Origin of the sequence: Bradyrhizobium sp. CCGUVB4N (genome assembly GCF_024199945.1) — a bacterium.
GTDB lineage: Bacteria > Pseudomonadota > Alphaproteobacteria > Rhizobiales > Xanthobacteraceae > Bradyrhizobium.
In genome coordinates this window covers 7,955,813-7,980,523 of record NZ_JANADP010000001.1, presented here as the reverse complement: position 1 = coordinate 7,980,523, position 24,711 = coordinate 7,955,813, and the positions used below count along the sequence as shown (strand labels likewise).

At 60.1% G+C, this 24,711-nt stretch carries 21 protein-coding genes and 4 pseudogenes; 16 read left to right on the top strand and 9 right to left on the bottom strand.

Annotation, left to right across the window (positions count from 1 at the left end; all coding sequences use genetic code 11):
* Nucleotides 1–26 precede the first annotated feature (26 nt).
* A pseudogene (locus NLM31_RS37115) lies at nt 27–188 on the top strand (integrase); the annotation flags it as partial.
* Here the strand turns inward: NLM31_RS37115 and NLM31_RS37110 are convergent.
* The 3 genes from NLM31_RS37110 to NLM31_RS43265 all read right to left on the bottom strand — a co-directional run bounded on the left by NLM31_RS37110 (nt 133) and on the right by NLM31_RS43265 (nt 2,321).
* Nucleotides 133–498 carry a hypothetical protein gene (locus NLM31_RS37110; protein WP_254195451.1) on the bottom strand — a complete coding sequence of 122 codons (366 nt, stop codon included), beginning with the start codon at nt 496–498 and terminating at the stop codon, nt 133–135. The pseudogene NLM31_RS37115 and the gene NLM31_RS37110 overlap by 56 nt on opposite strands.
* Before the next feature lie 202 nt (nt 499–700).
* Nucleotides 701–2,053 (bottom strand): recombinase family protein, encoded by a 1,353-nt coding sequence (locus NLM31_RS37105; protein ID WP_309143716.1) that lies wholly within the window; start codon nt 2,051–2,053, stop codon nt 701–703.
* Between the two features lie 4 nt (nt 2,054–2,057).
* A complete protein-coding gene (locus tag NLM31_RS43265; RefSeq protein WP_309143715.1) occupies nt 2,058–2,321 on the bottom strand; it encodes a recombinase family protein in 264 nt (87 codons plus the stop codon).
* A gap of 544 nt (nt 2,322–2,865) precedes the next feature.
* Between NLM31_RS43265 and NLM31_RS37100 the strand changes: the two genes are divergently transcribed.
* Genes NLM31_RS37100 through NLM31_RS43495 form a run of 3 tightly spaced genes read left to right on the top strand, consistent with a single transcriptional unit; the run spans nt 2,866 to nt 3,991 of the window.
* On the top strand, nt 2,866–3,168 hold the full coding sequence (locus tag NLM31_RS37100) for a hypothetical protein (protein WP_254195450.1): 303 nt from the start codon (nt 2,866–2,868) through the stop codon (nt 3,166–3,168).
* A complete protein-coding gene (locus tag NLM31_RS37095; RefSeq protein WP_254195449.1) occupies nt 3,165–3,599 on the top strand; it encodes a PIN domain-containing protein in 435 nt (144 codons plus the stop codon). Before NLM31_RS37100 ends, NLM31_RS37095 begins: the two co-directional genes overlap by 4 nt.
* Nucleotides 3,596–3,991: a nucleotidyl transferase AbiEii/AbiGii toxin family protein gene (locus NLM31_RS43495; protein WP_375167521.1), complete on the top strand. Its 396-nt coding sequence runs from the start codon at nt 3,596–3,598 to the stop codon at nt 3,989–3,991. The genes NLM31_RS37095 and NLM31_RS43495 overlap by 4 nt, the downstream gene beginning before the upstream one ends.
* Before the next feature lie 1,111 nt (nt 3,992–5,102).
* Here NLM31_RS43495 and NLM31_RS37090 read toward each other — a convergent pair.
* A complete protein-coding gene (locus tag NLM31_RS37090) occupies nt 5,103–5,702 on the bottom strand; it encodes a hypothetical protein (protein WP_254195448.1) in 600 nt (199 codons plus the stop codon).
* 1,075 nt (nt 5,703–6,777) lie between these two features.
* Nucleotides 6,778–7,251, bottom strand: a complete 474-nt coding sequence (locus tag NLM31_RS37085; protein WP_254195447.1) for a CpXC domain-containing protein — start codon at nt 7,249–7,251, stop codon at nt 6,778–6,780.
* Between the two features lie 2 nt (nt 7,252–7,253).
* Between NLM31_RS37085 and NLM31_RS37080 the strand changes: the two genes are divergently transcribed.
* From NLM31_RS37080 to NLM31_RS37070, 3 genes are all read left to right on the top strand, one after another.
* Nucleotides 7,254–7,652 carry a transposase gene (locus NLM31_RS37080; protein ID WP_254128299.1) on the top strand — a complete coding sequence of 133 codons (399 nt, stop codon included), beginning with the start codon at nt 7,254–7,256 and terminating at the stop codon, nt 7,650–7,652.
* A complete protein-coding gene (tnpB, locus tag NLM31_RS37075; RefSeq protein ID WP_027584880.1) occupies nt 7,633–7,986 on the top strand; it encodes an IS66 family insertion sequence element accessory protein TnpB in 354 nt (117 codons plus the stop codon). Before NLM31_RS37080 ends, tnpB begins: the two co-directional genes overlap by 20 nt.
* 125 nt (nt 7,987–8,111) lie before the next feature.
* Nucleotides 8,112–9,686: an IS66 family transposase gene (locus NLM31_RS37070; RefSeq protein WP_254128657.1), complete on the top strand. Its 1,575-nt coding sequence runs from the start codon at nt 8,112–8,114 to the stop codon at nt 9,684–9,686.
* On the opposite strand, the gene NLM31_RS37065 is transcribed toward NLM31_RS37070, so the two are convergent.
* A complete protein-coding gene (locus NLM31_RS37065) occupies nt 9,673–10,134 on the bottom strand; it encodes a hypothetical protein (protein WP_254195446.1) in 462 nt (153 codons plus the stop codon). The two genes, NLM31_RS37070 and NLM31_RS37065, sit on opposite strands and share 14 nt — an antisense overlap.
* Nucleotides 10,135–10,207: 73 nt before the next feature.
* Between NLM31_RS37065 and NLM31_RS37060 the strand changes: the two genes are divergently transcribed.
* The 3 genes and pseudogenes from NLM31_RS37060 (at nt 10,208) to NLM31_RS37050 (ending at nt 12,340) form a co-directional block, all read left to right on the top strand.
* Complete coding sequence (locus NLM31_RS37060) at nt 10,208–10,510, top strand: hypothetical protein (RefSeq protein WP_254195445.1); 303 nt, start codon at nt 10,208–10,210, stop codon at nt 10,508–10,510.
* A 512-nt stretch (nt 10,511–11,022) separates the two neighbouring features.
* Nucleotides 11,023–11,973, top strand: a complete 951-nt coding sequence (locus NLM31_RS37055; RefSeq protein ID WP_254195444.1) for an ArdC family protein — start codon at nt 11,023–11,025, stop codon at nt 11,971–11,973.
* Nucleotides 11,970–12,340, top strand: a pseudogene (locus NLM31_RS37050) (DUF2958 domain-containing protein). Before NLM31_RS37055 ends, NLM31_RS37050 begins: the two are co-directional and overlap by 4 nt.
* Nucleotides 12,341–12,400: 60 nt before the next feature.
* On the opposite strand, the gene NLM31_RS37045 reads toward NLM31_RS37050, so the two are convergent.
* A complete protein-coding gene (locus NLM31_RS37045) occupies nt 12,401–12,793 on the bottom strand; it encodes an avidin/streptavidin family protein (protein WP_254195443.1) in 393 nt (130 codons plus the stop codon).
* A 564-nt stretch (nt 12,794–13,357) separates the two neighbouring features.
* Here NLM31_RS37045 and NLM31_RS37040 point away from each other — a divergent pair.
* The 4 genes and pseudogenes from NLM31_RS37040 to NLM31_RS37025 all read left to right on the top strand — a co-directional run bounded on the left by NLM31_RS37040 (nt 13,358) and on the right by NLM31_RS37025 (nt 16,394).
* Entirely contained in the window at nt 13,358–13,978 is a 621-nt protein-coding gene (locus NLM31_RS37040; RefSeq protein WP_254195442.1) for a hypothetical protein, read from the top strand.
* Nucleotides 13,975–14,403, top strand: coding sequence for a hypothetical protein (locus NLM31_RS37035; RefSeq protein WP_254195441.1), 429 nt, complete (start codon nt 13,975–13,977; stop codon nt 14,401–14,403). Before NLM31_RS37040 ends, NLM31_RS37035 begins: the two co-directional genes overlap by 4 nt.
* 646 nt (nt 14,404–15,049) lie before the next feature.
* Nucleotides 15,050–15,265: pseudogene (locus tag NLM31_RS37030) on the top strand (hypothetical protein); the annotation flags it as partial.
* Between the two features lie 89 nt (nt 15,266–15,354).
* Nucleotides 15,355–16,394 (top strand): annotated as a pseudogene (locus tag NLM31_RS37025) (IS110 family transposase).
* Nucleotides 16,395–16,692: 298 nt separating this feature from the next.
* Here NLM31_RS37025 and NLM31_RS37020 read toward each other — a convergent pair.
* Nucleotides 16,693–18,585 (bottom strand): triacylglycerol lipase, encoded by a 1,893-nt coding sequence (locus NLM31_RS37020; RefSeq protein WP_254195440.1) that lies wholly within the window; start codon nt 18,583–18,585, stop codon nt 16,693–16,695.
* A gap of 324 nt (nt 18,586–18,909) precedes the next feature.
* Between NLM31_RS37020 and NLM31_RS37015 the strand changes: the two genes are divergently transcribed.
* Nucleotides 18,910–22,617, top strand: coding sequence for a S8 family serine peptidase (locus NLM31_RS37015; protein WP_254195439.1), 3,708 nt, complete (start codon nt 18,910–18,912; stop codon nt 22,615–22,617).
* A gap of 89 nt (nt 22,618–22,706) precedes the next feature.
* Nucleotides 22,707–24,266, top strand: a complete 1,560-nt coding sequence (locus tag NLM31_RS37010) for an MBL fold metallo-hydrolase (RefSeq protein WP_254195438.1) — start codon at nt 22,707–22,709, stop codon at nt 24,264–24,266.
* Between the two features lie 143 nt (nt 24,267–24,409).
* Here the strand turns inward: NLM31_RS37010 and NLM31_RS37005 are convergent, their stop codons facing one another.
* Nucleotides 24,410–24,700 carry a hypothetical protein gene (locus NLM31_RS37005; protein WP_254195437.1) on the bottom strand — a complete coding sequence of 97 codons (291 nt, stop codon included), beginning with the start codon at nt 24,698–24,700 and terminating at the stop codon, nt 24,410–24,412.
* Between the last annotated feature and the right edge of the window lie 11 nt (nt 24,701–24,711).

The window sequence follows — 24,711 nt, the reverse complement described above, 5'->3', positions numbered from 1 at the left end:
GCGTCAAAAAGCGCGCTTACGATCATCGCATGGTAGCGTTTGAAGCGGACCATGACTAAATCGCGGAACTGGTTGACGCGATACGGGTCGGCAAGGCCGTGCGTCTGCAGCGGACGAATCCGCTTGACCCCATCAAGGCAGAGCTCCTCGGTCGTCTCCGCGAGCCTTATGCGGCTGGGAGGGCTTAGTGGTTTTATCGCACTTGGCCAAATAGTCGCGCACCGCATCGACCCGATAGAGTGGGCGGCCGTCGACGTAACGCCATTTCAGCGGGTGGTTCGGATCGCGCCGCCACAACTCTAGCGCGCCGGGCGTGCGCCGAATGACCGCGGCCGCCTCTAATGCCGTCAAATTAGAGCTGCCCGGTAGCGTATCGATATCGAAGGTCGCAGGCGGCGGCATGCCACGGTTCTTACGGCGCTTCGTAGCGTGCGGCATTTTCCGACTACCTGGCGACCTTAACGCCTCGATCGGAGCCTTTTCGTCCTTGCCGCTCATGCCCTTGGTCCCGAACCAGGATCGGTCTGAGGCGATAAGATCGTAGGCTGCTCTAGCAAGAAAGAAATCAAGTGCGCAGGTGTGGCTGCCGGGTCGCTGTGGCGTACAAATAGGACGAACCGCTTCGATGATCTGGGACGCGCCCCGCGGCCCCTTTTCGCTTCATTCCGACCGTCGGCCTCGTAACCTAAAGGTCATAGGTTCAAATCCTATCCCCGCAACCACCGATGCTTGCGATAGCAAGCCATCCAGAGCCCCGGCCTCCGAAAGGAAGTCGGGGTTTTTCTTGCCCGCCGCAAAGCGCAGGATCCCGGCCAGGTCGCCCCGCAACACGATCGCGAGTTCTTCGCCATCGGGGACGAGTGTTACCTGGTCGACCAACCCGCGCAAAACCTCCGCCGCTTCGGCTCTCACCTTGCAGGCTCTCGTACAAGCCGGCGACGCGTTGACGGTAGATCTCCGCCATATTCGGGTGAAGGAGGGGCGGCGGCTCCGCTGCGTTCGCCAGGAGGTCGACCAACTCGACCTTGCGTGCTTCCAGGGCGCCAATCTTGTCCTTCAGCTTCGCTCCCGGTACGCCATCAAGGATAGCTTGAACCGCTTTATCCAGCTCGCGGTCAGTACGCTCGAGTTCACGCCTTTGCGCCTCGATATCGGCTCCGCGCTCGATCCTCAGCCGATTCACCTCCCGGGTAAACTCTTGGCAGAATTCCTTGAACAGCTCGGGTTCCATGAGATGCGTGCGTAGACCGCTCAGTACGGACGCCTCCAACGCGTCGCGCCGGATGTTCAAGCGGTTAATGCACGTTCCCTTGTTGCGCGCCGTTGCACAGCCGAGCAGGTCCTTCGAAATCATCGTGTACCCGCCGCCGCAGCATCCGCACTTCACGAGACCGGCGAAGAGGTATCTGGGCCGGCGGCGATCGTTAAGCTTGTTCTCGCCAGGCGCTGACGGCTCGTAGGCGAGCGCCTGCTGTCGCGCCTTGACCGCATCCCATGTTTCCTGATCGATAATGTGCAGCTCGGGGACTTCCTGGATCACCCATTCGGTTTCAGGGTTCAGGCGAGAAACGCGCTTTCCGGTATCCGGGTCTTTGATATAGCGGAGCCGATTCCACACGAGGCGGCCCACATAGAGCTCGTTGTTGAGGATGCCAACGCCGCGCTTTGGGTTGCCGTGAACGGTCGATGGCCCCCATTCAGCGCCTTGCGGTCCAGGCACACCTTCGCGGTTCAGCTCGAACGCGATTGTGCGCGAGGACTTGCCGGCAAGGTAGTCTGCAAAGATGCGGCGGACGACAGCCGCTTCGGCCTCGTTGATGGTGCGGTCACCTCGGATCGGCTCGCCATTAGCGGCGAATTGCTTGACGACGTCATAACCAAAGCACAGCCCCCCGCCTGACTTGCCGTCCGCGACGCGGCCGCGCAGACCTCGCCGCGTCTTGTCCGCGAGATCCTTCAGGAACAAGGCGTTCATCGTGCCCTTCAGCCCGACGTGGAGATGCGTGACGTCTCCTTCCGAAAGGGTGACGATCCGTACGCCGGCGACGGCCATGCGCTTAGGCAATGTCCTCCTGATCGCGGCTGAGGCGGTCCATCGCCTCGGCAAGCACCACCGCAAACTTTCCGCGCATGGCATCGCTGATCAGTTCCTGGATGCCGGGCCGAAGCAGCGATGCACCGGAGATCGCCCGGTCCGTGTAGCTGTCGACCACCGTCCAACCTTGCTTCTCGGCGTGCAGGCGGCAGAGCCGCAACTGATCTTCGATCGATGCGTCACGCTGATTGTCGGACGAGTAGCGAGCGTAAAGTGCGATCTTCATGACGCCTCCTCAGTCCGGAGACAGTCATGCTTCCGGTTGTCCGTTTCGGCTTGGATGAAATCCCGCGCGGCTTGCCGGGCGAGCAATCGCACCAGATTGATAAGGCGAGGATCGGGCCTGGACGCGACGAACGCAACCGTGGCTTCAGGCGCCGCATCGGCGACCACGCGAAGCCTTTCGGCTGTCGTTGCTCTCGATCGCGCCACTGCCGCGTCCTTGCCATTGGGCGGATCGCTCCGCATCCTGGTAAAGATGACGAATTACTGCCCCGGGACAAGGGAAAATGTCTCACAAGATCAATGTGTTGCATCGCATTCGAGCGCTGATCCGAGATGAGGGACGTAGCAGATCGGGATGTCGCAAAGTCGAGCGAATGGAAAACATTTTCGTGATGACGAGTCCAAACCGCCATTTGCATGATCGCGACGTCGCACACAGCTCAGCCCTCTTGGCATCTCCGCCGCTCCCGACGTGAAAACGAGCCGCGGCCTTGCAGCGAACCGAAGATTCGGCTATATATCCAGATATACTATGGAGACGATCGGTGAGCAAGAACGCGCAGAAAAGGGCGATCGCAAATTACCGATCCCGGCTGACGAAGCGCGGCATTGTGCGATTCGAACTCCAAGCCCTCGAGACCGACCGCGACCTCATCAGAGCGCTTGCGCGCAAGCTGAGCGAGGAGGGGCCGGAAGCAGGTAATCTCCGGCGCACGGTTCAACAGGCCGTTTCTGGCGAGCCCTCCAAGCCCGGTGGCATCTTGAACGCATTGCGTCGCTCGCCACTTGTCGGCGCCGATCTCGACCTGACGCGCCCACGCGAAGAAGGGCGCAAGGTCGACCTGTGACGCGCTATCTGCTCGACACCAACATCATCAGTAACGTCATCAAGCCGCAGCCATCAGAATCGCTGCTGGCCTGGATGGCAGCACAACGAGACGAGGATCTTTTCATCGCGTCACTGACGGTGGCGGAAATCCGGCGTGGGATCCTTGAAAAGCCACGCGGGAAAAAGCGGGACGCTCTCGATGCGTGGTTCTCCGGTCCGGACGGACCTCAGGCCTTGTTCGCGGGCCGCATTCTGCCATTCGACGAGAAGGCCGGGCTTATCTGGGCGCGGCTGATGGCGGAGGGCAAAATCGCCGGACAGCCGCGCAGCGGGCTCGACATGATCATCGCAGCCGTTGCGGGAGCTAACGAATGTACCGTTGTAACGGATAACGAGAGAGATTTCACCAGAGCTAAGATCATAAATCCGATGCGTAGGCGCACGTCGTGAGCGGCATACAGTCCATCGACCGCACCTCGTCGACGACCTCGTCAACTTTGTCTGAGCCCGTTCTGCTTGATCAACCTTCGCCGAACCTGCGCGCCCATCCTTACGAGACCGTAGTCGCAGAGAAGTTTCCGGCGATGGTCAACCTGGGGCGCGCCAACGGCCGAATGAAGGATTTTTACATATCTAGGCCTCGGCAAAGTCTTATGAATTCAAGAATGGCGCGCTCGCGCGCGCCATTGCTGCGACGTTCGCTCGGCGAAAAACAGAGATACCGGCCGCCACGCCGGATGCGCTCAGTACGGCCTTCGCGCAAGATCCGACCAAGCTTTAACAGTGGAACGCATTCATTCAGGATGTCGCCGTTAACCCGGGATCAGTGGCGCACGTGGTAAAGGCACTTGAAACATTTGCTATGCCGCACGCTGCGGAAAGCGCGCCCCCAGTGCCCGCCGGAAATCTTGCCTTCGCAGGCGCCATGGCCATCGAGGAAACATCTTTTCATCTTTCGTCCACCGGCTATGCCGCCAATCGTCTCCAATCCTCGGCCGGGTACATCGCCGCGTAGTTGCGAAGCATAAACCAGCTGTAAGGCGGATCGTACCGTCCTCTGCCGGTCTTGCCGGGCGTCCGGCCAAGCGCCTCGCAGCAAAGATTGACGCCCCTTCGGGCGCACTCTTCGATCGCAACCCATTCCTTTGCGTGGCGGTCGGGAATGCAATCGAGGAAAGATAGGTCGCGGCTTTCAAGCAGCCAGCCACTCAAAAGAATATGCACTCGCTTATGGTGCCTCGGACAGAGCCACTGATAGTCGTGGATAGCATCCCGAACGCCGCACTCGAATTGGAGTGCAAGCGGGAACGAGTGATGCGCGTGTGTGACTTCCGGGTCATATCCGCATATCGCGCAAGGCTGCGATCGCTCGCGTATGAAGTCCCTGAATTCTGCTCGGGCATTTCGGAGCCAGGCCTTCCGCCTGACACTGGCTTCGCCCCGCCCTTGAGGGCTGCCAGCCGCCATCAAAGTGTCGACTAGGGCGCTGCGTTCTGCCGAGCGGGGTTGCCCACATCGCTCATAGTTGGCCTTGATGTAGTGCGGCACTGGGTCTTCGCGCCGCAGCGGGACCAACCACGGCTTGATTCTGAGTTCAGCGCAGGCGTTGTAGCGTGCTCGTCCGTCCCAAATCATCCCTTCGTACAGAACAATTGGAAGCCGCTGACCGCGCGCGGATATGTCCTGCTTTAAGACGCTATATAGAGGGTCGTCCATCGTCTGGAAAGAACGTACAACCGGATGAACCAGAAGTCTTGGCATAAGGGCAGCTCCGAGCATTGAGCCCGTCCGAATCGCGAGCGAACGCGCATTGTGCCACGATATCGTCGCGGCGGATGCCCCCGGAATTTGACGTCGTGGGACAAACGATCGGTGCTGTTCATGCGTGGGAGAAGCTGCTAGCGATCGCGACCAGGGCAATCCAGTCAGGAGATACATCAAGTCGACGAGTGGTCATGTCTTAGCCGGGATGCTCCACTCCAAGGGAGTTGGCTTCTTGGGCTCTTTTACCAACAGAAGTCGTTTGAATTCGTCTACCCTGCCTTTGGCCTTGTGATCCCAGAACATTCGAACATTCATTGCGGTACCATGCGCAAATTTCGTGATCTCGTGGATCTCGTCCGCAACTTGTCGAAGATCCTTTAGCCGGGCCGAACTGATCATCCGCTTGCCCGCTTTAGAATACTTGCTCAGGATCATCCCTCGCTCGCTCAGTCTGGCGTCATGGTACTCTCCGCCTCTGTGGGAGTGCATAATAGAGTTTCGATTCTCGGCGCAAATCTTACAGCATTCGACGCAGTACTTGATCCGAGCACTCAATTCTTTCGTGAGTCCAGCACTCTGTGTGAGCTCAAGCAAAACATCAAACCTGGTGTTGTTGGGTAAGCGATAGAAAATCGAGGAAATATGTTCCGGCCGCATGGTCGTAGCGGCAGAGAATAGATTTTGAAGGGCGCCTTCCAGTTCTCCGTATCCAAGCGCTATCGCACCGATCGCAATAAGATCGTTGTGCCCCTTCGAAATTTGCTTTGGCCAAGTGTCATCGACGGACATACTCTCTCTCTCACTCTCTCTCTCTCTCTCACTCTCTCTGTCTCTCTCTCTCTCTGTCTCTCTCTCTGTCTCTCTCTCTCTCTCTCTCTCTCTCTCTCTCTCTCTCTCTCTCTCTCTCTCTCTCTAGCCGTTGATGTCGGCTCATCGTTCAAGTCGTGCCTCGCGAAACAGATCGCGACCAAAAGCGATCTGCATTCGTGGCCGCCCCGCGGCCGACGTGATGGAAACGTCGAAGGCGCCCGAAACACATCGAAATTGCTCGTTTTAGAGGCTCATCGCTTTATTGATTTTCGGGGACGGTTTTTTCGATGATCTTTCTCTGTTGGGGGCGATAACATCACAAGATTTCTTTTTTGATCTCTTCCGGTGCGAGACTAGCGATCATGGAATTGTAAGCCCCTATCCCGCCGACCTACGCAGGCCGATTGTCGCGAAGATAGTAGGGGAGCGATCGGAGAAAGCCGCAAAAGGCGCGCACTCGAGCGGGATAGCTGATACCCGTATTGTGCCACGTCAGCCGTCGCTACTGGATATCTCGGCGAGAATCTCGGTGGCCTTTGCTCTGGTGAGCGGACTCTTGATAGAATAAGCATATCCACCTCGAAGTCTGACGACCAAAATGTTGCAGCTGCCACCCAGTGTTTGTTTCAAACTGTCCCGAAGACGAGCAGCATTATGTCTGGTTCTCACCATGCAACATTGCTTGACAATGCGGTAGTAGTTTTTCCCGCCTCCAACGAGTAGCGTGATGGCCGCGTGTGCACGGGCATAGTCGCCTTCTCGACCCTTAGAACCAATCAAATCAAACGTTACGAGATAATAGCGATCAGGAGCCACGTTATTTCCTCGCCGACGCAAAATCGGTAGTCCTTACGTGGACCTTATTGTTAGAAAAGTCTCCGGCGTCGTATTTCTGACTTCCTTCTGCTGACACGCTGCCGCACCGTAGTCCTGGAGCGCCTCGTGCGAAACCTCGACGATCACAAGCTCCTTCTGGGGCCCAATGCTTTATAGTTCGTGCCGGTCATGGTGTTCATGGATTCGCCGTTATATAACAAAGGCATCAGTCTTCCTTTTACTTTCCAGGAGCTTGGTCGCGGTACATCAGGGCAGGAGCGTACCTCCCGACATATCCGCAATGCGGACATTTCAGGTCTTCGATAGTGCGCTGTTTTACGTTCGGCTCCTCTTCAGGGGAGGGAGCTTCAAGAAAAGGGATAGCCTCACCGCACTTCGCGCACTCGACAACGAAATACCACTGGTTAGGCTTCACTTGCTTGGTGGACATTTGTATCGCCCCTTCTTTGATCTTGAGCCGTACGATGTGCTCAACCGCACCATTTGGCAATCGTCCGCCGCGCGCGCAGGCTGCAAGAACGGCGGCCCGAACTTCGGCCGGCAACGGCTCGTAGGGACTCGTTTCAGCGATTTCGTCGATCGGCTTCTTATAGATGCCGGCAGCAGTCTCGTAAGCGCTCCTTTCTACGCACCTATGCAGTTGAGCGCGGGGATGGGATGAGGTGTCCACCATGAGCGAGGTGGACACCATCGATGATCACTCCAGAAGAACCTTTGAGACTTGAGACGGTCGGCGTGTTGTGCAATGGCCGGCGTCGCTATGATCCGGCCAGCAAACAGCGACTGGTCGAGGCCTGTCTGCAGCCTGGCGTGTCGCTGGCGGGGCTGGCGTTGCAACACGGCGTGAACGCGAACCTGCTGCGCAAGTGGGTGGCCAAGCGACAACTTCAGAACGGGGATGACCAGCCGGAGGCGCGGGCGCCGATTGCGCCAGCTTTTATTCCGGTTTGCGCGACGGAGCGATCCTGTGCAGGGCGGCTGACGGCATCGATGCCCAACGGCGTGACGCTTTCGCTGGAAGGCGGCGACGCGCAGTTGCTGTCGGCGGTGATTGAAGCGCTGGGGCGTTGCGATGTTCCGACTGGCGTCTGATCTTCGGGTCTACCTTCACCGCGAACCGATTGACTTCCGGGCGGGCATCAACAGCCTGGCGATCGTGGTGGAGCAGTCGATGGGGCTGGATCCGTTCCAACGCGCGGTGTTCGCGTTCTGCAATCGTCGCCGCGACCGGATCAAGCTGCTGATTTATGATCGGTCAGGATTTTGGATGCTGCTGAAGCGGCTGGAGGCCGACAGATTCCACTGGCCCCGAAGTCAGGAGGCGGTGCTGACGCTGACGATGGAGGAGCTGCACTGGCTGCTTGACGGCATCAACATCGCGGCGATGCGTCGTCATCCGGTGCGGCAATATCAGAGCGTGGGCTGAGCGTGTTCGATGCGGGCGGCGTCATCGGGCTTCGGCATGGCCGTTCTCAGATGACGCCGCCGAAGACATGACGAAGACATGGGAGCCCGGTTGACGCGGCGGCATGACTTCGATTCAAGACTACGATGAGTCGCAAGCCCACGACGCACGAGCTGGAAGCCTTGATCGCGGCGCTGAAGGCCGAGAACGAGAAGCTCGCGCAGCGCGTGAGGCACCTTGAGGAGCAGTTGCGGCTGGAGCGGCTGCATCGCTACGCGCCACGCAGCGAGAAGCTCAAGGATCGCATCTTCAACGAAGCCGAACAGGCTTCCGCCGAAGAAGGCGCGGAACAGGACGATCTCGAACCGGCGGTCGTGCCGGATACGGGGCGGCCGGAGGGTGAGACGCCCGCGCCGAAGAAGCGCGGCCGCAAGCCTCTGCCGGCGGATCTGCCGCGCCAGCGTATCGAACATGATCTGCCCGAGGACCGGAAGGCCTGCCCGTGCTGCCGGAATCGGATGCACCGGATGGGCGAGAACGTCACCGAACAACTGCATATCGAGGTGAAGGCGACAGTGCTGCAGCACGTGCGGTTCAAGTACGCGTGCCGTCACTGCGAGCGCACTGCGCTGAACACCCCGATCGTGATCGCACCGATGCCGGCGCAGCCATTGCCGGGCAGCGTCGCCACGGCTTCGACGCTGGCGCTCGTGCTGGCCAACAAATACGTCGACGGCACGCCGCTGTATCGTCTGGCGGACGCGCTGGCACGCGCCAACGTCAGCGTCGGCCGCGGCGCCCTGGCCAATTGGGTGATCCGGTCGAGCGAATTGCACCTGCAACGCGTGTATGATGCGCTGAAGCAAACGCTCCGGTCGCAGCCTCTGATCCATGGCGACGAGACGTGGGTCAAGGTCCTCAAGGAGGACGGGCGGGATGCGCAGACCAAATCGTACATGTGGGTCTACCGCAGTGGCCAGGACAGCGCCCAGCCAGTCGTGTTGTTCGATTACCAGCCCGGTCGCGGCCAGGAGCATCCACAGGCCTTCCTGGCCAGTTGGGGCGGCCTGTTGATGAGCGACGGCTATGACGCCTGGCGCACGCTCTCCGGTGTCACTCATCTTGGCTGCATGGCGCACGCGCGCAGGAAATTTACCGACGCGCTCAAGGCGATGAAGAAGCCCGGCGGCCTCTCGTTGCAGGCACTCAGGTTCTTCGAGGCATTGTATGAGGTCGAGAGGCTGGCGCGCCAGACGCCGCCCGACGGCAAAACGCGCGCCGAATACGCCTTGCGGCTGCGCCAGCAGCACAGCGTCCCGGTCCTGGCTGCGTTCAAAAATTGGCTCGACGATCAGGCGCCGAACGTGCTGCCCGAAAGCCTGACCGGCAAGGCCATCGCCTATGCCCGCAACCAATGGGATTATCTGGCCCGCTACGCCAATGATGGCCTTGCGCCGATCGACAACAATGTTCTCGAACGCGACATCAGACCCTTTGTGACCGGAAGAAAAAACTGGTTGTTCAGCGACACCGTCGCCGGCGCAAAGGCCAGCGCGGTGATCTACAGCCTGGTGCTGACATGCCGGGCCTGTGACGTTGAGCCCTACGCCTGGCTATGTCACGTGCTCGCTGAACTGCCGCAGCGTCCGCCCGACGCCGACATCGAAGACCTGTTGCCATTCAACTTTGCCAAGCACGCAGAGACCGTCAACCCTGGCTGATCGCCTTAAAGCCAACAGGGACACTCCACCAATCAAAATCCCCGCCCTGCGCAGACGAGGAGATGATGCTGCACCGTGCGTCAAAAAGCGCGCTTACGCAGTCTCGGCCTGTAGGATCGCCAAGTCCATCGTGACGATGTTCTTGGCTGCTTCGCTCACCTCTCTCTTGGCCGGGCGCTTTTTTCCCGGGGTAGGCTTCGGGACTCCAATAAACGATCTCGTTGAGGCGCTCGCGGATGATACGATTGCCTTCCCGCAACGCAGCGCGACATGGCTCAACATTGGTCGTGTCGATCTCATGCGAGACTTCGTTGCAGACCTTGCCGACGAGCTCACGGATGTAGGCGTAGTCGAAGCTGCGGTCGAAATGCTTTCCGATCCGCTCCTTAATTCCCATGACCACGATGAGCGGCGACGAAGTCATTTCGGTGCGGATTTGCGCCCGCAATTTTCTCTCGAACGGTGACAGTTAACGCATTAGGCTATTATAGCTTGGGTTGTAAAAGCGAAAGGGGGAGCGGATGGACGACGACCAAAAGAGGAGGGGCATAGCCCAGTTCACCGACATGCTCGATCACTGGGAGGAGAAGGACGGTGAGTTTCGAAGCTTTGTCTCGTGGCCGTCAGATACGTTCAAGATGATCGGAGCCGGCAATACGAGCGGCATACTTGCGATAGCGGTCTTCTTGACGACAGGGACAAGGACGGCAGGCGTGCTCTTCGCTGCTAAGATTTGCTTGCTTATCTATGCTGTAGGTTTTGGAGCGTTTTTCTGCGCTATCGCCTACTGTACAGAACCGCAGGACATATCGAGGACGGTCTGATCGCTCAGCGCAGGGGTCTCGACAGCGGAAAGTGCATAGAAGTGGCGTTCGATAAGTCTGAGAAGACGGGTCTGCCGATTCTAATCTCTGCCGCGTGCTTCCTCTTGGCGAGCATTATCGCTGTTCTCGGGCTGCTCGTCAGCTGACCGACGTCTCTTTCCACTCCCACGTCTCCGCGTGCGTGCTCCGCGACTGCAAGGTTGTTCTCGACGTTCGCGTATCCGCATGATTGAGGGGCCTTGAATCTCTGATGGACTAAACACCTAGATCGACAGGCAAACTCCGTCGAAACGGCCCGAAGCGCGGAAATCCGCCGATCCCGACGTCCTGAAGTCCGGCAATACGCCCCTTGAGGGGAAGGCCTTCCCCTGCGCTCGAGCCTGTGGTCTCGGTCGACCTCTTCTGCGGGGAGCCCCCGCAACGCCCCCTTAGAGTCAGAGTGCGGACCGGATTTGCCTTGACGGGTTGCAGGCTGGAGGAGAGGCCTCCGGCGCCCGTCGCGGAGATCTGCGATGTCCAGAACGATTACATCCGCTCGCGCCGGCTCGAACCGGGCGAACCTCTATGATGAAATCACCGACAAGATCATCGACGAGCTGGAGGCTGGCCGCGTGCCCTGGGTCCAGCCGTGGGGAACGGCCGCGGCGAAAGCGCCGCTCGCCATGCCGAAGAACGCCGCCACCGGCCGACAATATTCGGGGATCAACATTCTGATCCTCTGGGGCGCCGTCGTCGCCCATGGCTATCCCGGCCAGAGCTGGCTTACGTTTCGCCAGGCGCTCTCGCTCGGCGGCAACGTTCGAAAGGGTGAGCACGGCACAACCGTCGTCTATGCCGACCGCTTCGTGCCGGACGACGAGAAGAAGCGCGCGCGTGAGACCGGCGAAGAAGCCGCCACGATCCCGTTCCTGAAACGGTTCACCGTCTTCAATGCGGCGCAGTGCGAGGGCCTGCCCGATGACGTGGCGATCGTCGCGCCGCCGCCTCCACCGGGCCTGATCGAGCCCCAGGTCGAGGCGCTGATCCGGGCCACCGGCGTCGACTTTCGGATCGGCGGCAATCGCGCCTACTACGCGCCGGACGCAGACTTCGTCATGGTACCGCCGCCGCACGCCTACTTCGAGCCGATCAACTGGCATCGCACGGCCTTGCATGAGCTCGGGCACGCCGCCGGCCATGCCTCGCGGCTCGGTCGTGATCTTACCGGCAGCTTCGGCACCAAGAAGTATGCGTTTGAAGAGCTAATAGCAGAAATGAACGCGGCCTTCTGCTGCGCCTCGCTCGGCATCGTGCCGACCGTCCGGCACGCCGATTATATCGGCTCCTGGCTCGAGGTGCTACGCGAGGACAATCGCGCCGTGGTCCGCGCAGCGTCTCAGGCTAGCAAGGCGGCCGATTGGATTCTCGGGTTCCTGCCGGCCGACGACCAGGCCCAGCCCGTCATCGACGGGAGGGCGGCATGATCCTCCTGACTCCCGAGATGCAGGAGCACCTGCTCGCCAATGGCCGTGAGCCTGACGCCGACCATGTGCCCGTAGTCAAATTCTTCAACCCGCTCGGTGCGGGAGTCTGGCTTGCGACCGAGCTCGATTCCGACGGCGATACTCTGTTCGGCCTGGCCGTCTCGGTGAACCCGAATTGGGGCCATTCAGCCTGGCAGAGATGACGGCAGTCCGTCTGCCGTTCGGCACGGGAATCGAGCGCGACCTTCTCTTCGAGGGTATGGTCCCGATTTCGGTCTGGGTCGAGGCCGCGCGGCGGACCGGCGGCATCCGGGCGGCGGAGCGGGTCCTCTATGCCGCGGCGCGGGCCAAGCGAGAGGGCAAGTGACGGGCTTCTCCGTCGTTACCTTGTGATGGCGCCGGAAGAAGAGAGGCAGAGGGCTGCGAACTACCATACGCGCGTGAATATGTCCGCGCCCTTCAACTTGCTAGGCTTACCGTTCTTATCAACGTAGAACAACGTCCATGACGCAGGCATTTGAGAGCCGTTAGTTTTTCCGACCCAGCGAGTAAAGGAATTGCATTGGGCGAAAGTAACAACAAAATACAAGCCAGTTGGACCAACAGCTCCCGATGCAGGATAAGGAATGCCTTGGCACGCAAACCCTTGAGCATGATTTGTGAAAGTCCCTTGTATTGCCCCGTTATTGGCGGACCAAATAGACAGTTCCGAACCCCGTTCGTTCTTCCAGTATGAGGGAGCAGGAAGCCCCTGCGCCATGACCTCGCCGGAAAGAAACAAAAATTGAGCGACAAGCAAAAGTCCGAGAAATCTCTTCATACTGAAGCCCCAAAAGAGTTCGCTTAAAGGTAGCAACTTAGAGCATGTGCTCGGCTGACACAACGACTTACGCAGCTTTTTCTATTTCTAAACTTCCTTCGTACGAACCGTACATGAGCTCGATCTGCCCAGTCCTTTTCTCTTGCCGCGAATTTTTGGTGAAGCTCGAGGCGACGTTCTTTACTCTTATCTTTACGTTCGGCGCCGGGATGCGGCTTATATGCGCCAAATCGCGCCGGATCGCGGAGAGCAGAGGACGCAGCGATAAGCCTGATGACACGCATCAGGTCCAAGGAATCAGGTCTCCCGCCTTACATCGACATTGTGCCGTCTCCAGCGGCTGGCGGGGTATGGACCATGCCGCACATTATTGCCGCGAGATGACGCTCGCGCGCTTGCCTGTCCAAATTCCGTCGACCGGTCACATTAGCAGATTGCTGAATCAGGTACTGAAGCCCTTGCGGGTGATTCGTTGATGATTGTGGGTCGGCGATCGCGTTATTAATGGTAGTAGCTGCGCGATTCTCGGCGTCGAACGTGATCGCCGTATCCGGGGGGAAGAACATGGCAAAGCCGGAGGACGACGCCCGCAAAGCGCTGCTGGACCGGGCGCAAGCGCTTCTCTCCAACGATGCTTCTCCGACTGTCAAGAAAAGCCTCAAAAGCAATCTTGAGCCGCTGGCCGCGACGTTGCTGCTCGAATGGATCGTGGGCGACAAACGCTTCGAGAGCCAGAGTCAGCAGACCGAATATTGGCTCTCCCGATTCTATGAGGGAATATTCGTCGACGAGCAGCCCGATGCAACGCGGATCTACGAGCGCTTCGGGATCAATCTGGCGCGCGCCGGATATCTGGCCCGCCTGCTGCGCGCCCGGCGAGCTTCTCAATGGCGCCAAGCGGCGCGAGCCGAATTGAAAATGCAGCTCGAACGATACAAGGCCCGTGCCGAGGAAGCCAGGAAAGAAGGCCAAGGTCACGTCACCGAGTTCGACGTAAGCCTGTCGCCTGGCGCCGCCGACGAGATGCGTGTCGTCTACGACCGGCTAGCGGCCTTCATGGCCGAGCGCGAACGGCCGAAACCTCCAAAGGCGAAGCCGGGTTTCGGAAATTCCAGGTGGTTCGGCGTGCCGGCTGAAACACTCCTTTCGATCCTTGAGGCAATTGCGACCGGAGATGGCACATGAATGCAAATCCCTTGGCCACTGTTGGCTTGATGCTGACGCTGGCCGGCCTTGTCGGCAGTTTCTTTAATATTCAGCTCAGCCAATGGCTCCGTGACCTCGTTGCGCTCGCGCAGAAGGTGAAGCTCAACAAGGCGCAAGGCAACGACAACCAGCAGAAGGCGATCGTCGAGTGCAAGATCGAGCTTGAGAAACTCGCCAATGTCCAAAGCTATGTGATCAACGGACTGGTTCTCGCGTTTGTCGTTTTCGTCCTCGTCAACGGTCTTGTCATGATCGAGGCCGCATCCGCCGACCCATTATATCCGCATGTCCATCGTGCGCTCTGGGTATTTCTTTTGTTCTTCATCGCTGTGTCGCTGTGGTTGAGTTTTGACGGTTGGCGCATCGCCAGAGGCATTCGGACGACGCTTGCGCAAAAGCCGTAAACCCACCAAACGTTCGCGTTCGCCGGCGTTGAAATCCATCCCAGCGTTTTGGGCCATTGCGAAGGCGCTGTTTGCAAACGACGTTGCGCGTGATCGTGCCTATGCGTTGCGGCGTTATCAGGTCGAGACCGCGATCCGCGCAGTCCGGAATCCTCGCCGGGGCCGTCGCACGGGGCGTCGCCGATGACGTGATTGCGTCTTTCGATCTCGTGATTGTGGACGAGTTCGATCAGTTCGTTGTCGTTGATGAGACCGATCGAGAAAGCTCTGTGCGATATGCCGAGCTCTGGCAACGGCTGGTACGGGAGCTTCCGGCCGCGGCGCGATATCTCGTCAAGTCGGCAACCCTCGGACTTGCGTCGCAGGAGCCAAAGCGTCGAGTCCTGACCAAGGCCCAGCGACGTTCAGCGTTGATTGGCAAGCTGCTCAACCCGGTGGCGATCACGGTTCCCGAACAGAGCTATGCCGCGGTAATTCCGTTCAAACCAATCCGGATGTCCCGAGTGCACGATGGCAATGTCGCCGTTCTGCTTGATATCATCGCTAAGCCGTTCTGGAACATCACAAAGCTAGAATATTCTTTGCATACCAGTCTGGCCGAACACTGGCATCGCGGGGCGTGGCACAAGTTCACCAGTGCCTACTGGCAAAAGTTCTTCCTCGATGCATTCCGGGAGTTCAGGGATGGCGAGGAACTACGCGACCCCACTCGCAACTCGGATGGAAAACACCATCGGAGTTCGCCTTCAACCCGCGACGGGATCTGGCGCTGCGCTATGCCGATGGCTCCGCGCCACCTCCCGTCGCTACCACAGCCCATTCGGGTAAATCCACCAGCCAGTGCGAACTCAGGACTGGATAAAACTTGATGTGGTGGAACGGCCCGTTCCGACAGCATCAAAGTGCTAGAACATGGTCGTTGTTCGAACGCCACAAGGGAGGGACCGTTCCGTGAAACAGGTTATCACCATCGGGCTGGATTTGGCCAAGCACGTTTTCCAGGTTCACGGGGCGGATGCCGAGGGCTCACCCGTGTTCAACCGGAAGCTACGGCGAAGTTCTGCGTTTCTTTGAGAAGGTGCCGGCGTGCCTGGTGGGGATGGAAGCATGCGGTAGCGCCCACTATTGGGCACGCGAGATCGCAGCTCTCGGTCATGAGGTCCGGCTCATTCCGCCGGCTTATGTCAAACCCTTCGTCAAGCGAGGCAAAACGGATGCGGCGGACGCTGAGGCCATCAGCGAGGCGGTGACCCGAAAGACCATGCGCTTCGTGCCGATTAAGACGGCCGAGCAACAGGCTGCCGCGATGGTGCTGAAGACGCGCGCTCTTCTAGTGCGGCAGCGAACGCAGGCGGTCAACGCGTTGCGCGCGCATCTGGCAGAATTGGGGATCATCGCCACCGCCGGCCTGGCAAAGGTTGAGACGCTGGTCGCAATCATACGGGACGAAACAGATGCTCGCCTGCCCGCAGCAGCGCGCTTCGCGCTGATGGCTATTGCCGACGAGATTGAAGCTTCAGCCGACCAGATTGAGAGGCTCGAGCGCGCAATCGTCGTGGAGGCCAAGCACGACGAGGACATGCGTCGGTTGACCACGATCCCTGGCGTCGGAACCTTTACGGCGGCGAACATCAAGGCGCTTGTGCCGGATCCCGGCGGGTTCAAGTCGGCTCGCCACTTTGCCGCCTGGCTGGGATTGACGCCGCGGTCTCATTCAAGCGGAGGCAAAGAGCGGCTGGGACGAATATCGAAGATGGGAAATCCGGAACTCCGCTCTCTCCTCGTTGTCGGGGGCAACGGCCGTCCTGCGTGTCGTTCGAAACGACGCTCGGGCGCGGCCGTGGCTGAAGGCGCTTCTCGCCAGACGGCCCTTCAAGGTTGCCGCCGTCGCGCAGGCCAATAAGACGGTGCGGATCATCTGGGCGCTGCTGAACAAGGGCGGAATTTATCGGCTTCCCGCCCCATTGGCGATTACCGCGGTCGCCGTCTGATAGACGCAGTGACCGCCAAAACGATCTGGCCGGCGCAGGCCGGCAGAGGGCAAGGTGCAACAACAGGCGATGACCCCTTGGGACGAAATCCCGAAACGAGCGAAGCTACTGCCCCCAATGCGCTCAAGCGCGTAAACTTGATTTAGCTCCTCGTTCCGCGGATCTCATCGAGGCCAGCGGCATGTGTCGCCGCGCGCAAAGGCCGGACATATGACCGCACCGTTCCAATGTGTGAAATCGACTGAAAAAGCTCTTGCCACGCGGGCCGTTCCACATATGGGGGCAAGGTCAGGCGGTACTATCGACTTTTCTTCTGAGGTAAGGACTTCGGCGCTTCGATTATCGGTCCAGGAGGTTGCGGCGGTGGTGCTTTCAAAGAAGTGCCGCACGAAGAACCTGGACATGCAGCTGCATCGACCACTCGGCCTGCTATCGGGTCCGCAGGAAAGAAGCCAACCCCGTCTACGCGGGCTGGCGCAAACGCCCGAAGTACATCGTTCAGCGTGAGGTCAGTGTAATATTGCGAGCGCTGAAAATCGGTCGGGTTGCAGTCGGTATAGCAGCCGCCGGTTACTTCGTAATTCTGTCGAAGCTGACCGACTAACTCGGCGAGTTTGTCATCCTTCGCCGGAGAATCCGGGACGCGCCGCCAAATCTGCATATCGTATTGGCCTATCGGCCCAAAATCATAATGAATCCGACAGGTCAGACCTAGAATATCTCCCGCGCTATTCCGAAGCCGAAGAGCTCCCTGACTCATCACATAATTCCCGATATAAGCGAGTAATGGCTCGCAGTGGAACGAATGCTTAAGTGGATCGTCCGTCGTATCAAGCGATTGCAAAACCCCAAAATCTTGGAAGGTTGCCGCTTTGAGCATCTTATTTGGACTTCCGATTACGGAGCCTTTGACGGTCAGTTCAAAAGGCGGACGTATGGTCGCCTTGCAATCGGACATGCTCAGGTCATGAGATATTATGGCGGCCAAGACTGTGTCGCCCTGTACAGTACCGGAGACGACTTGGGCAGGTTCTTTACTGGTGTGGATGATTGAGATGCGGCATCCATCTCTATCGAAAGCCGAATAGAAAGGTGCACTCTGATTTGGCTCGCCCAGGATAGACTTCACAAAGTCCGTCCGCGTGAGTCCAAACGTGAGCTTTGAGGGGATAGTCTTGTCCCACGGTTCTGGTCCTGGAGGCGGCACAGGTCGGAAGAAAAAGTAAACTGACGCTCCGATCGCAAGGATCGTGGCAACGCGAATGATCTTCGGAAAGGCAAAAACCGGCTGCGACCTTGCTATTGGAGGCAGGTCTTCTTTTACTAGCTGATGTTCTGGCGGGGCCGAATTCCCGGAGTTCACTTTCGGGTCTGCGCGGGGGACCGGCGGCGCCGACTGTGAAGCGACACGTCCGATAAAGTCCCTAATGAGAAGATATTCGAGCGCGGTTCGATCGACGGGTGTCGAGATATTGGTGTGGTTTTTGTCTAGTGGAATCGCGGTTACTTCGTCAAGAACAGGGTCGGCTGGACCAGGTGCGACGATGATGCCAGCTGGAGTGTGCTGCGTCTCGTAAAATGCCAAATGGGATAGGCTCGTGGTTCTCGCCTTGGCACAGTTGCGATAGTCATTGTTTAATTTTTCGAGAACGGGGTCATCAAGCTTCAAGGCCAAAGTCATGTCGGATGGCCAGGCTAGAAAGCTCAACCTCTCAAGAAGCGTGGCTTTCCCGGAGCCGGTATGCGGGGTCCCCATAAAAATAATGCCCCGCACGTGATCGAGCAGTGCTCCGGATCTCGCGTCTTTCCGGTTCGCAAGATCGAGCATGACCTGCTTAATGAGAAGTCCACCAAGGCTGTGAGCGATGAAGATCGTGGGTTTGCTTTGCAGGCATGTCTCCAGCAGCAACCTTTGCAATACATTTGCTGCTCGTCGCTGGAATGGCATCGACGTCCCGATCCAGTTTGAGATCGGCGCTTCATAGCTCAAAGTGAAAACTGCGATGTCCGCGAGATCTTGAGCAAGCCATAGGGGCCAGAACGTCGGATCAGCGGAGGCCTCCTTTTTTCCGCTCCGCCACGTGTTGTAGGCGTGCCCGTTCAGTCCGTGGACAAAAACCACGTTGAGCGTGCTTCTGTCTGCGCCAGTTGCTCCGTCTTTCCAGGAAGCCAATTTGATGAGATTAGACATTGGATGGCTCGTCCAACCCAGTGCACGGTACTTAGTTGGTTGAATCGTGCAGAATACAAGTACCACTATTGGCGAGGTTAGTAATTCTTGCCGAACCTGACGAAGGTGAGCAACCCAAACAATCGCGCCCATCCGACCGGCGCCGAGGCCATTTGGCAGCTCGAATTGCGTGCCGTTACAAAGCAAACAGGGGCCGGGGGCGCTCTAAGCCGTCCTTCGGGGTGCCGCACGCTACTGACCGTGTGAACCACTTCACAGGGGCATCGCCTTGGATGTGTGAGTATATCTCTGTAAAGCCGGGGCACGAAAAGGCGGGGCGATCCCGTGACAATCACGAAGCGCTTTCTCGTCAAGGTCGCTGGTCCCAAGGGCGTCGCCCTCACCGGCTTTAAACAGGCGCTTGCGAGCGCAACGTTGACGCTGAGGCCGCTCTTCACGGCACCCGCGCCCGAGGGCACTCTGCCGGAGAGCCAAGGTTTCGCGGCTGGTTCCGTCGCGCAAGCCGGAACTTGGTTCCTCGCCGAGCCGACCGACAGCGGCGACACCTTCGCTATCCAGAATGAGCTCGCTGGACATTCGCCGTGGGACCTTGCCCATGCACTAGGGAAGACACTCGCTGAGAGCGGCGTCAACGACGTGCAAGCGATCGAGCCCGACCTTGAGCAGGCTTGGGTTATCGAGGATCCGCGCGGCGCGCCGGGCGGACCTTTCGCGGCCGCGGCCCCCTCTTGCGACCGGCCTGAAGCGCAGGATACCGGCGCGCTCCCTCATGTCGATCGCTTTGCCTGGCATCTTGAGCCCGATTTCTCGGGCCTAAAGGCGGCGCGCGACGCGGTGGTCGGCAGCGCGCACACGGTCACCGTCGCGCATCTCGACACCGGCTACTTTAAGGACCACAAGCTGCTCCCGATGCAGCTCGACGTTGCGCGCCAACGCAACTTCGTCGCTGGCGAGAGCAGAAACGACGCGCACGATCCCGGCATGACGGGGCTTCTGAAGAACCCCGGCCATGGTATGGGCACGTTGGGAATCCTAGCCGGCTCGCGGCTCCAAGGCATGGTCCCGGTACCGCTTGGCAACAACCCACGGCAAGACATCAACAACGGCGATTTCCTCGGCGGAGTGCCGAACGCCACCATCATTCCAATGCGCATCGCCAACTCAGTGGCGCATTTCGCCACCTCGAGCGTCGCCGAAGCGATCGAGGCGGCACGCGTCCTCGGGGTCGACGTCATCTCGATGAGCATGGGCGGTCTGCCCTCCGCCGCCTGGGCCGATGCGGTCAACGCCGCCTATGACCAGGGCATCGTAATCGTCTGCGCGGCCGGCAACAATTTCGGCGGCTTCCCCACGCCCTCGATCGTCTACCCGGCCCGTTTCAAGCGTGTGATCGCAGCTTGCGGCGTGATGGCCAATGACGAGCCCTACTTTAACCTGCCGCCCTTCGTCATGCAGGGCTGCGTTGGGCCGCGTAGCAAAATGGCGACCGCGCTCGCCGCCTACACACCCAACATCCCTTGGGCGCGGTGGGGGTGCGTCGGGACCATCGATCTCGACGGGGCCGGCACCTCGTCGGCAACGCCGCAGGTAGCGGCTGCCGCCGCCTTGTGGCTGACGAAGCACGGAGCGGATTGCCCGACGGGCTGGATGCGTGTCGCCGCCGTCCGCAAAGCCCTGTTCGAGTCCGCCGTCAAGGCAGGCACCAACTCCCGCAACCGCGTCGACGACTTCCTCGGTCAGGGAATCGTGGCGGCTCGTGCGGCTCTCGACATCCCGCCTGCAGCCGCGGCCGAACTCGAAGCCTGGAGATCGCCGCCCGACAGCGCCGACTTCGGCCTGCTCAAGCTCGTTACCGGCCTCGGTGTGGTAGGAGACCCACGCACCCCTCTGTTCGAGCTTGAGCTGGCCCAGATCGTGCTAACCTCCAAGGCGGCACGCGAGGCGGTAGCCGACCCCGATCTCGGCGGCAGCCGCATTCTCGAGCGCGACCGCCGCCGCATGCTGGAGGCGATACTCGACGAGGGCCGCGTGTCATCGGCCTTGCGCCAACAACTCGAATTGTCGCTAGGGCGGTCGACGAGTGTCGTTGCGCCAACCCCATCGCAGCGCGTCGATAAGACTCCGGCACCGCCCGGCACCGCTGCGCCGCCAAGTCCCGTCACAGCCCCCGTTGCGCGTCGCACCGTCCGCCCGCCGCCCAAACATCGCCGGTTGCAGATCTTCGCTACGGATCCCGGCGCATCGAACCGCCTTGACACTGCCTTCGTGAACCGCTCGGTGATCAAGCTACCGTGGGAAGTCAGCGGCGGCTCGCAGAACGTGCTGCAGCCCGGACCGGTCGGCGAATATGTCGAGGTTGTCGACGTCGACCCCGCAAGCGGGCGTGTTTACGACCCGGTCGACCTTAACGACCCCTTCCTGTTGGCTCAAGACGGCCATGCCCCTTCGGTCGGCAATCCGCAGTTCCACCAACAGATGGTCTATGCGGTGGCGATGAAGACAATCGAGCATTTCGAGCATGCTCTCGGTCGTCTCGTTCTATGGGCGCCAAGGCGGGTCAGGATCGCGGCGAAGAAGCCTAGCCGCACCGGCACGGCCAAATCCGGCGTCGCTCTGCCGGACGCGACCTACGACGAATTCTACATCAAGCGCCTGCGCATATACCCTCACGCGCTGCGTCAAGCGAACGCATTCTACAGCCCCGACAAAGCAGCGCTGCTGTTCGGCTACTTCCCCGACGGGCGCGGCAACGGCGCCGATAATGAGGCCGGCGGGCGAATGGTTTTTACGTGCCTGTCGCACGACATTATCGCTCACGAGACGACCCATGCGATTCTAGACGGACTGCATCGGCGTTACCAGGAGGACACTAATCCGGACGTGCATGCTTTCCACGAAGCGCTCGCCGACATCGTCGCCATCTTCCAGCACTTCACCTTTCCGGACGTGCTTGCACACCAAATTCAGCAGGGGCGCGCCGACCTGCGCAAGGGCGAGCTGCTCGTCACTCTGGCGCGTGAGTTCGGTCAGGCGATGGGCTATTCACGCGCACTGCGTAGCGCCATCGGCGATCCCGACAAGACCCTCGCCACGGCTACGGAAGCGCACGAGCGTGGCTCGATCCTGGTCGCCGCGGTTTTTGACGCCTTCCTCGCTGTCTATCGTCGCCGCATCGACGACCTCCTGCGCATCGCTACCGGCGGCAGCGGCGTGCTGGCACCCGGCGCGATCCATCCCGACCTGGTCACACGCCTGGCCGACGAGGCGGCAAACACTGCGTCCGATGTCCTCACGATCTGCATCCGCGCGCTCGACTACTGCCCTCCCGTCGATATCAATTTCGGCGACTACCTGCGCGCGCTGATCACCGCGGACAGAGATCTCGTGGCCGAGGACAAGCACGGTTACCGGGTCGCTTTGCTCGAGGCCTTTGCGGCGCGTGAGATCTATCCGGAAGGTGTTCGCAGCCTGTCGGTGGAAAGTCTGCGTTGGGCCGGCCCAGCTTGGCAGCCGCCGGGTGCCGGGCGGTTTCTTCGCGAGCTCGCGCTGCAGTGGCGGGTCGGTACCGACCGCGAAGAGGCATACCGCAACGCCAAGGTGAGTGCGAGAGCCATGCACGGGTGGATCATGCAGAACATCGGCACGCAGGTCGCGCCGCATTTCGGATTGGACTTCTCCGATCCGCGCCGCCGCTTCGAGGTCCATTCGGTCCGCCCGGCGCGACGGGTGGCACGTGACGGCACCATCGGCAACGACGTGATTGTCGTCATTACGCAATCGCGCGACGTGCTCTTCGATCCGAACGACCCGAGTCTCGGTACCTTCCGCTTTCGCGGCGGCTGCACCCTCGTCATCGACGCCGACAACGACGAAGCACCGATCCGGTATTGCGTCACGAAGCGCGTCAACAGCGAGAACCGGGAGAAGGCGCAACGGGCCTACATGTCCCGCGGCCCCAGCCTGCGAGCGTCGTATTTCGGTGCTGCGAGCGCAATCCGCGAGCCTTTCGCGATGATACATTGCGGCCATTAGGGGACACGACCGTGGCACGAAAACCGAAAAGGAAACCGGCGAAGTCAGGAGCCCGCAGAAAAGCAGCGACGACAGGCCCGAACAGGCCGGTGAAGCCCGAAGCCGGCGGCAGCGTCGCAGGGCACAAGGCAATCACGATCCGCATGTATCGCAAGGGCCTCGGCGACTGCCTGTTGCTGGGCATCCCTGGCTCGAAGCGCACCTTCTGGATGCTGGTCGATTGCGGCCTTATCCTCGGAACGCCTGACGCTGTGACCAAGATTGCCGAAATCGTCGCCGACGTCGCCACGGTCACCGACAACCACCTCGACGTGCTCGTGGTCACGCACGAGCATTGGGACCACGTCTCAGGATTTGTGCAGGCGAAGCAAGCGTTCCAGGCGCTCACAATCGACGCGTTGTGGATGGCCTGGACCGAGGACCCGAAAGACAAGCTCGCGACGCGCCTGCGACGGGAGCGGGAGGAGAAACTGAAGAAGCTCGTTGGCTTCGTCGCCAATCTCGGCGCGCGGGGCCTTGCGGCGGAGTCGGTTGCGACGGGCATTTCCTCGGTCCTGAGCTTCTTCAATTTCGGCTTTGGAGCGGTCGGCGGCAGCACAAGGGACGCACTCGCCAATGCGCGCGGCTTCGTCAACGGTAAGGAGCCGATCTACTGGCGCCCGGATGACCCGCCGCTGACGCCGCCGCAAGCGCCCTGCGTGCGCATCTTCGCCCTGGGCCCGCCGCACGACGAGAAGGCTATCAAGAAGACCTTTGCCAAAAGCGAAGTCTATCACGTCGGGGCCGTCGAAAGCGCGGTGCTTGCTGCCGACCAAAGTGCCATTGGGGCGGGTACCCCTTGGGATGCCTTCAGCCCCTTCGACCGAGACGTCGGCGTCGCGTTGCGCCCTCTCGTCGACGCGCCGCGGTTCGCTAGCGGATCGGAGGATCCCGATCCCCTCCGCAATTTCCTTGAACGTCACTATCTCGATCCCGATCCAGCGGTTGACGAGGAGGGCCAGGACTGGCGCCGTATTGACAACGCATGGCTCGGACCGGCGGCCGATTTTGCGCTCGCGCTCGACAGTGCCACCAACAACACAAGCCTTGTGCTCGCCATTGAGATCATCGAGAGCGGCAAGGTGATCCTACTGCCCGGGGACGCGCAGGTCGGTAGCTGGTTGAGCTGGCAGGAGTGTGTGTGGCAGGTCGCCGGCCGCCCGGTGACGGGCCCCGAGCTGCTCGGCCGAACGGTGTTCTATAAGGTGGGCCACCATGGCAGCCACAACGCGACCTTGCGGGAAAAGGGGCTCGAGCTGATGACCTCGCCCGAACTGGTAGCTTTCATTCCGGTCAACAGAGAGGTGGCAAGACAAAAGGGTTGGGAAGAAATGCCGTTTCTTGGATTGGTGCAGGCCCTCAACGAAAGAACGCAGGGGCGTGTCCTGCAGGCCGATCGGAACTATGTTCTTAACGCCACCGCGGCCAGTCGAGCTTTCGCGGCGGAGCTCAAGCAGACGCCGCTCTTTTTGAATACCAGATACCGGTTTAGCTCCGAAGGCCGCGTGGGGACCGCTGCTTGGGGAATCGCACGGGCCCTTGGACCCGGGACGAAAATGACGCATGGAGCCCGCTGTGTGAAATCAAGCGTTCACACTGAGCGGGATTGACGACTGTTCTGAGATTTCAGTCTGCCCGAGCCTCTGACACGACACGCCGCCTTGCAGCTGCGAGGTGTCGAGCGCACGAATTCTGATCTTGCGAAGGGAACTCGATGCTCCGCGGCGGGCGCCAAGCATCGCGATCTCCGCCTTCAACCTTGAGACCCGACTATCTTGTTTCCAGAGACGACAAAGGTCTTCGCGCTTACGTCGTTATCGACCGAGCCCTTCTTCTTGGCGCGCACGAGGCTCGAATGTTCGGATGCCCGTTCGTCTTTGACGACGGCGTCGGACGCGTATTTCCTTGCGACCTTGACGAATTCCTGAGCCACCCGATCTGGCTTCTCGGGAGGGCGGGCCGCCGCGTCCTGGCCGCGGGGGGGCGAATCAATTGGTTCCCACCCCTCTAGGGCGCCACTGAAATAGTCTGGTTTTCCGGCCATATCGACCTCCG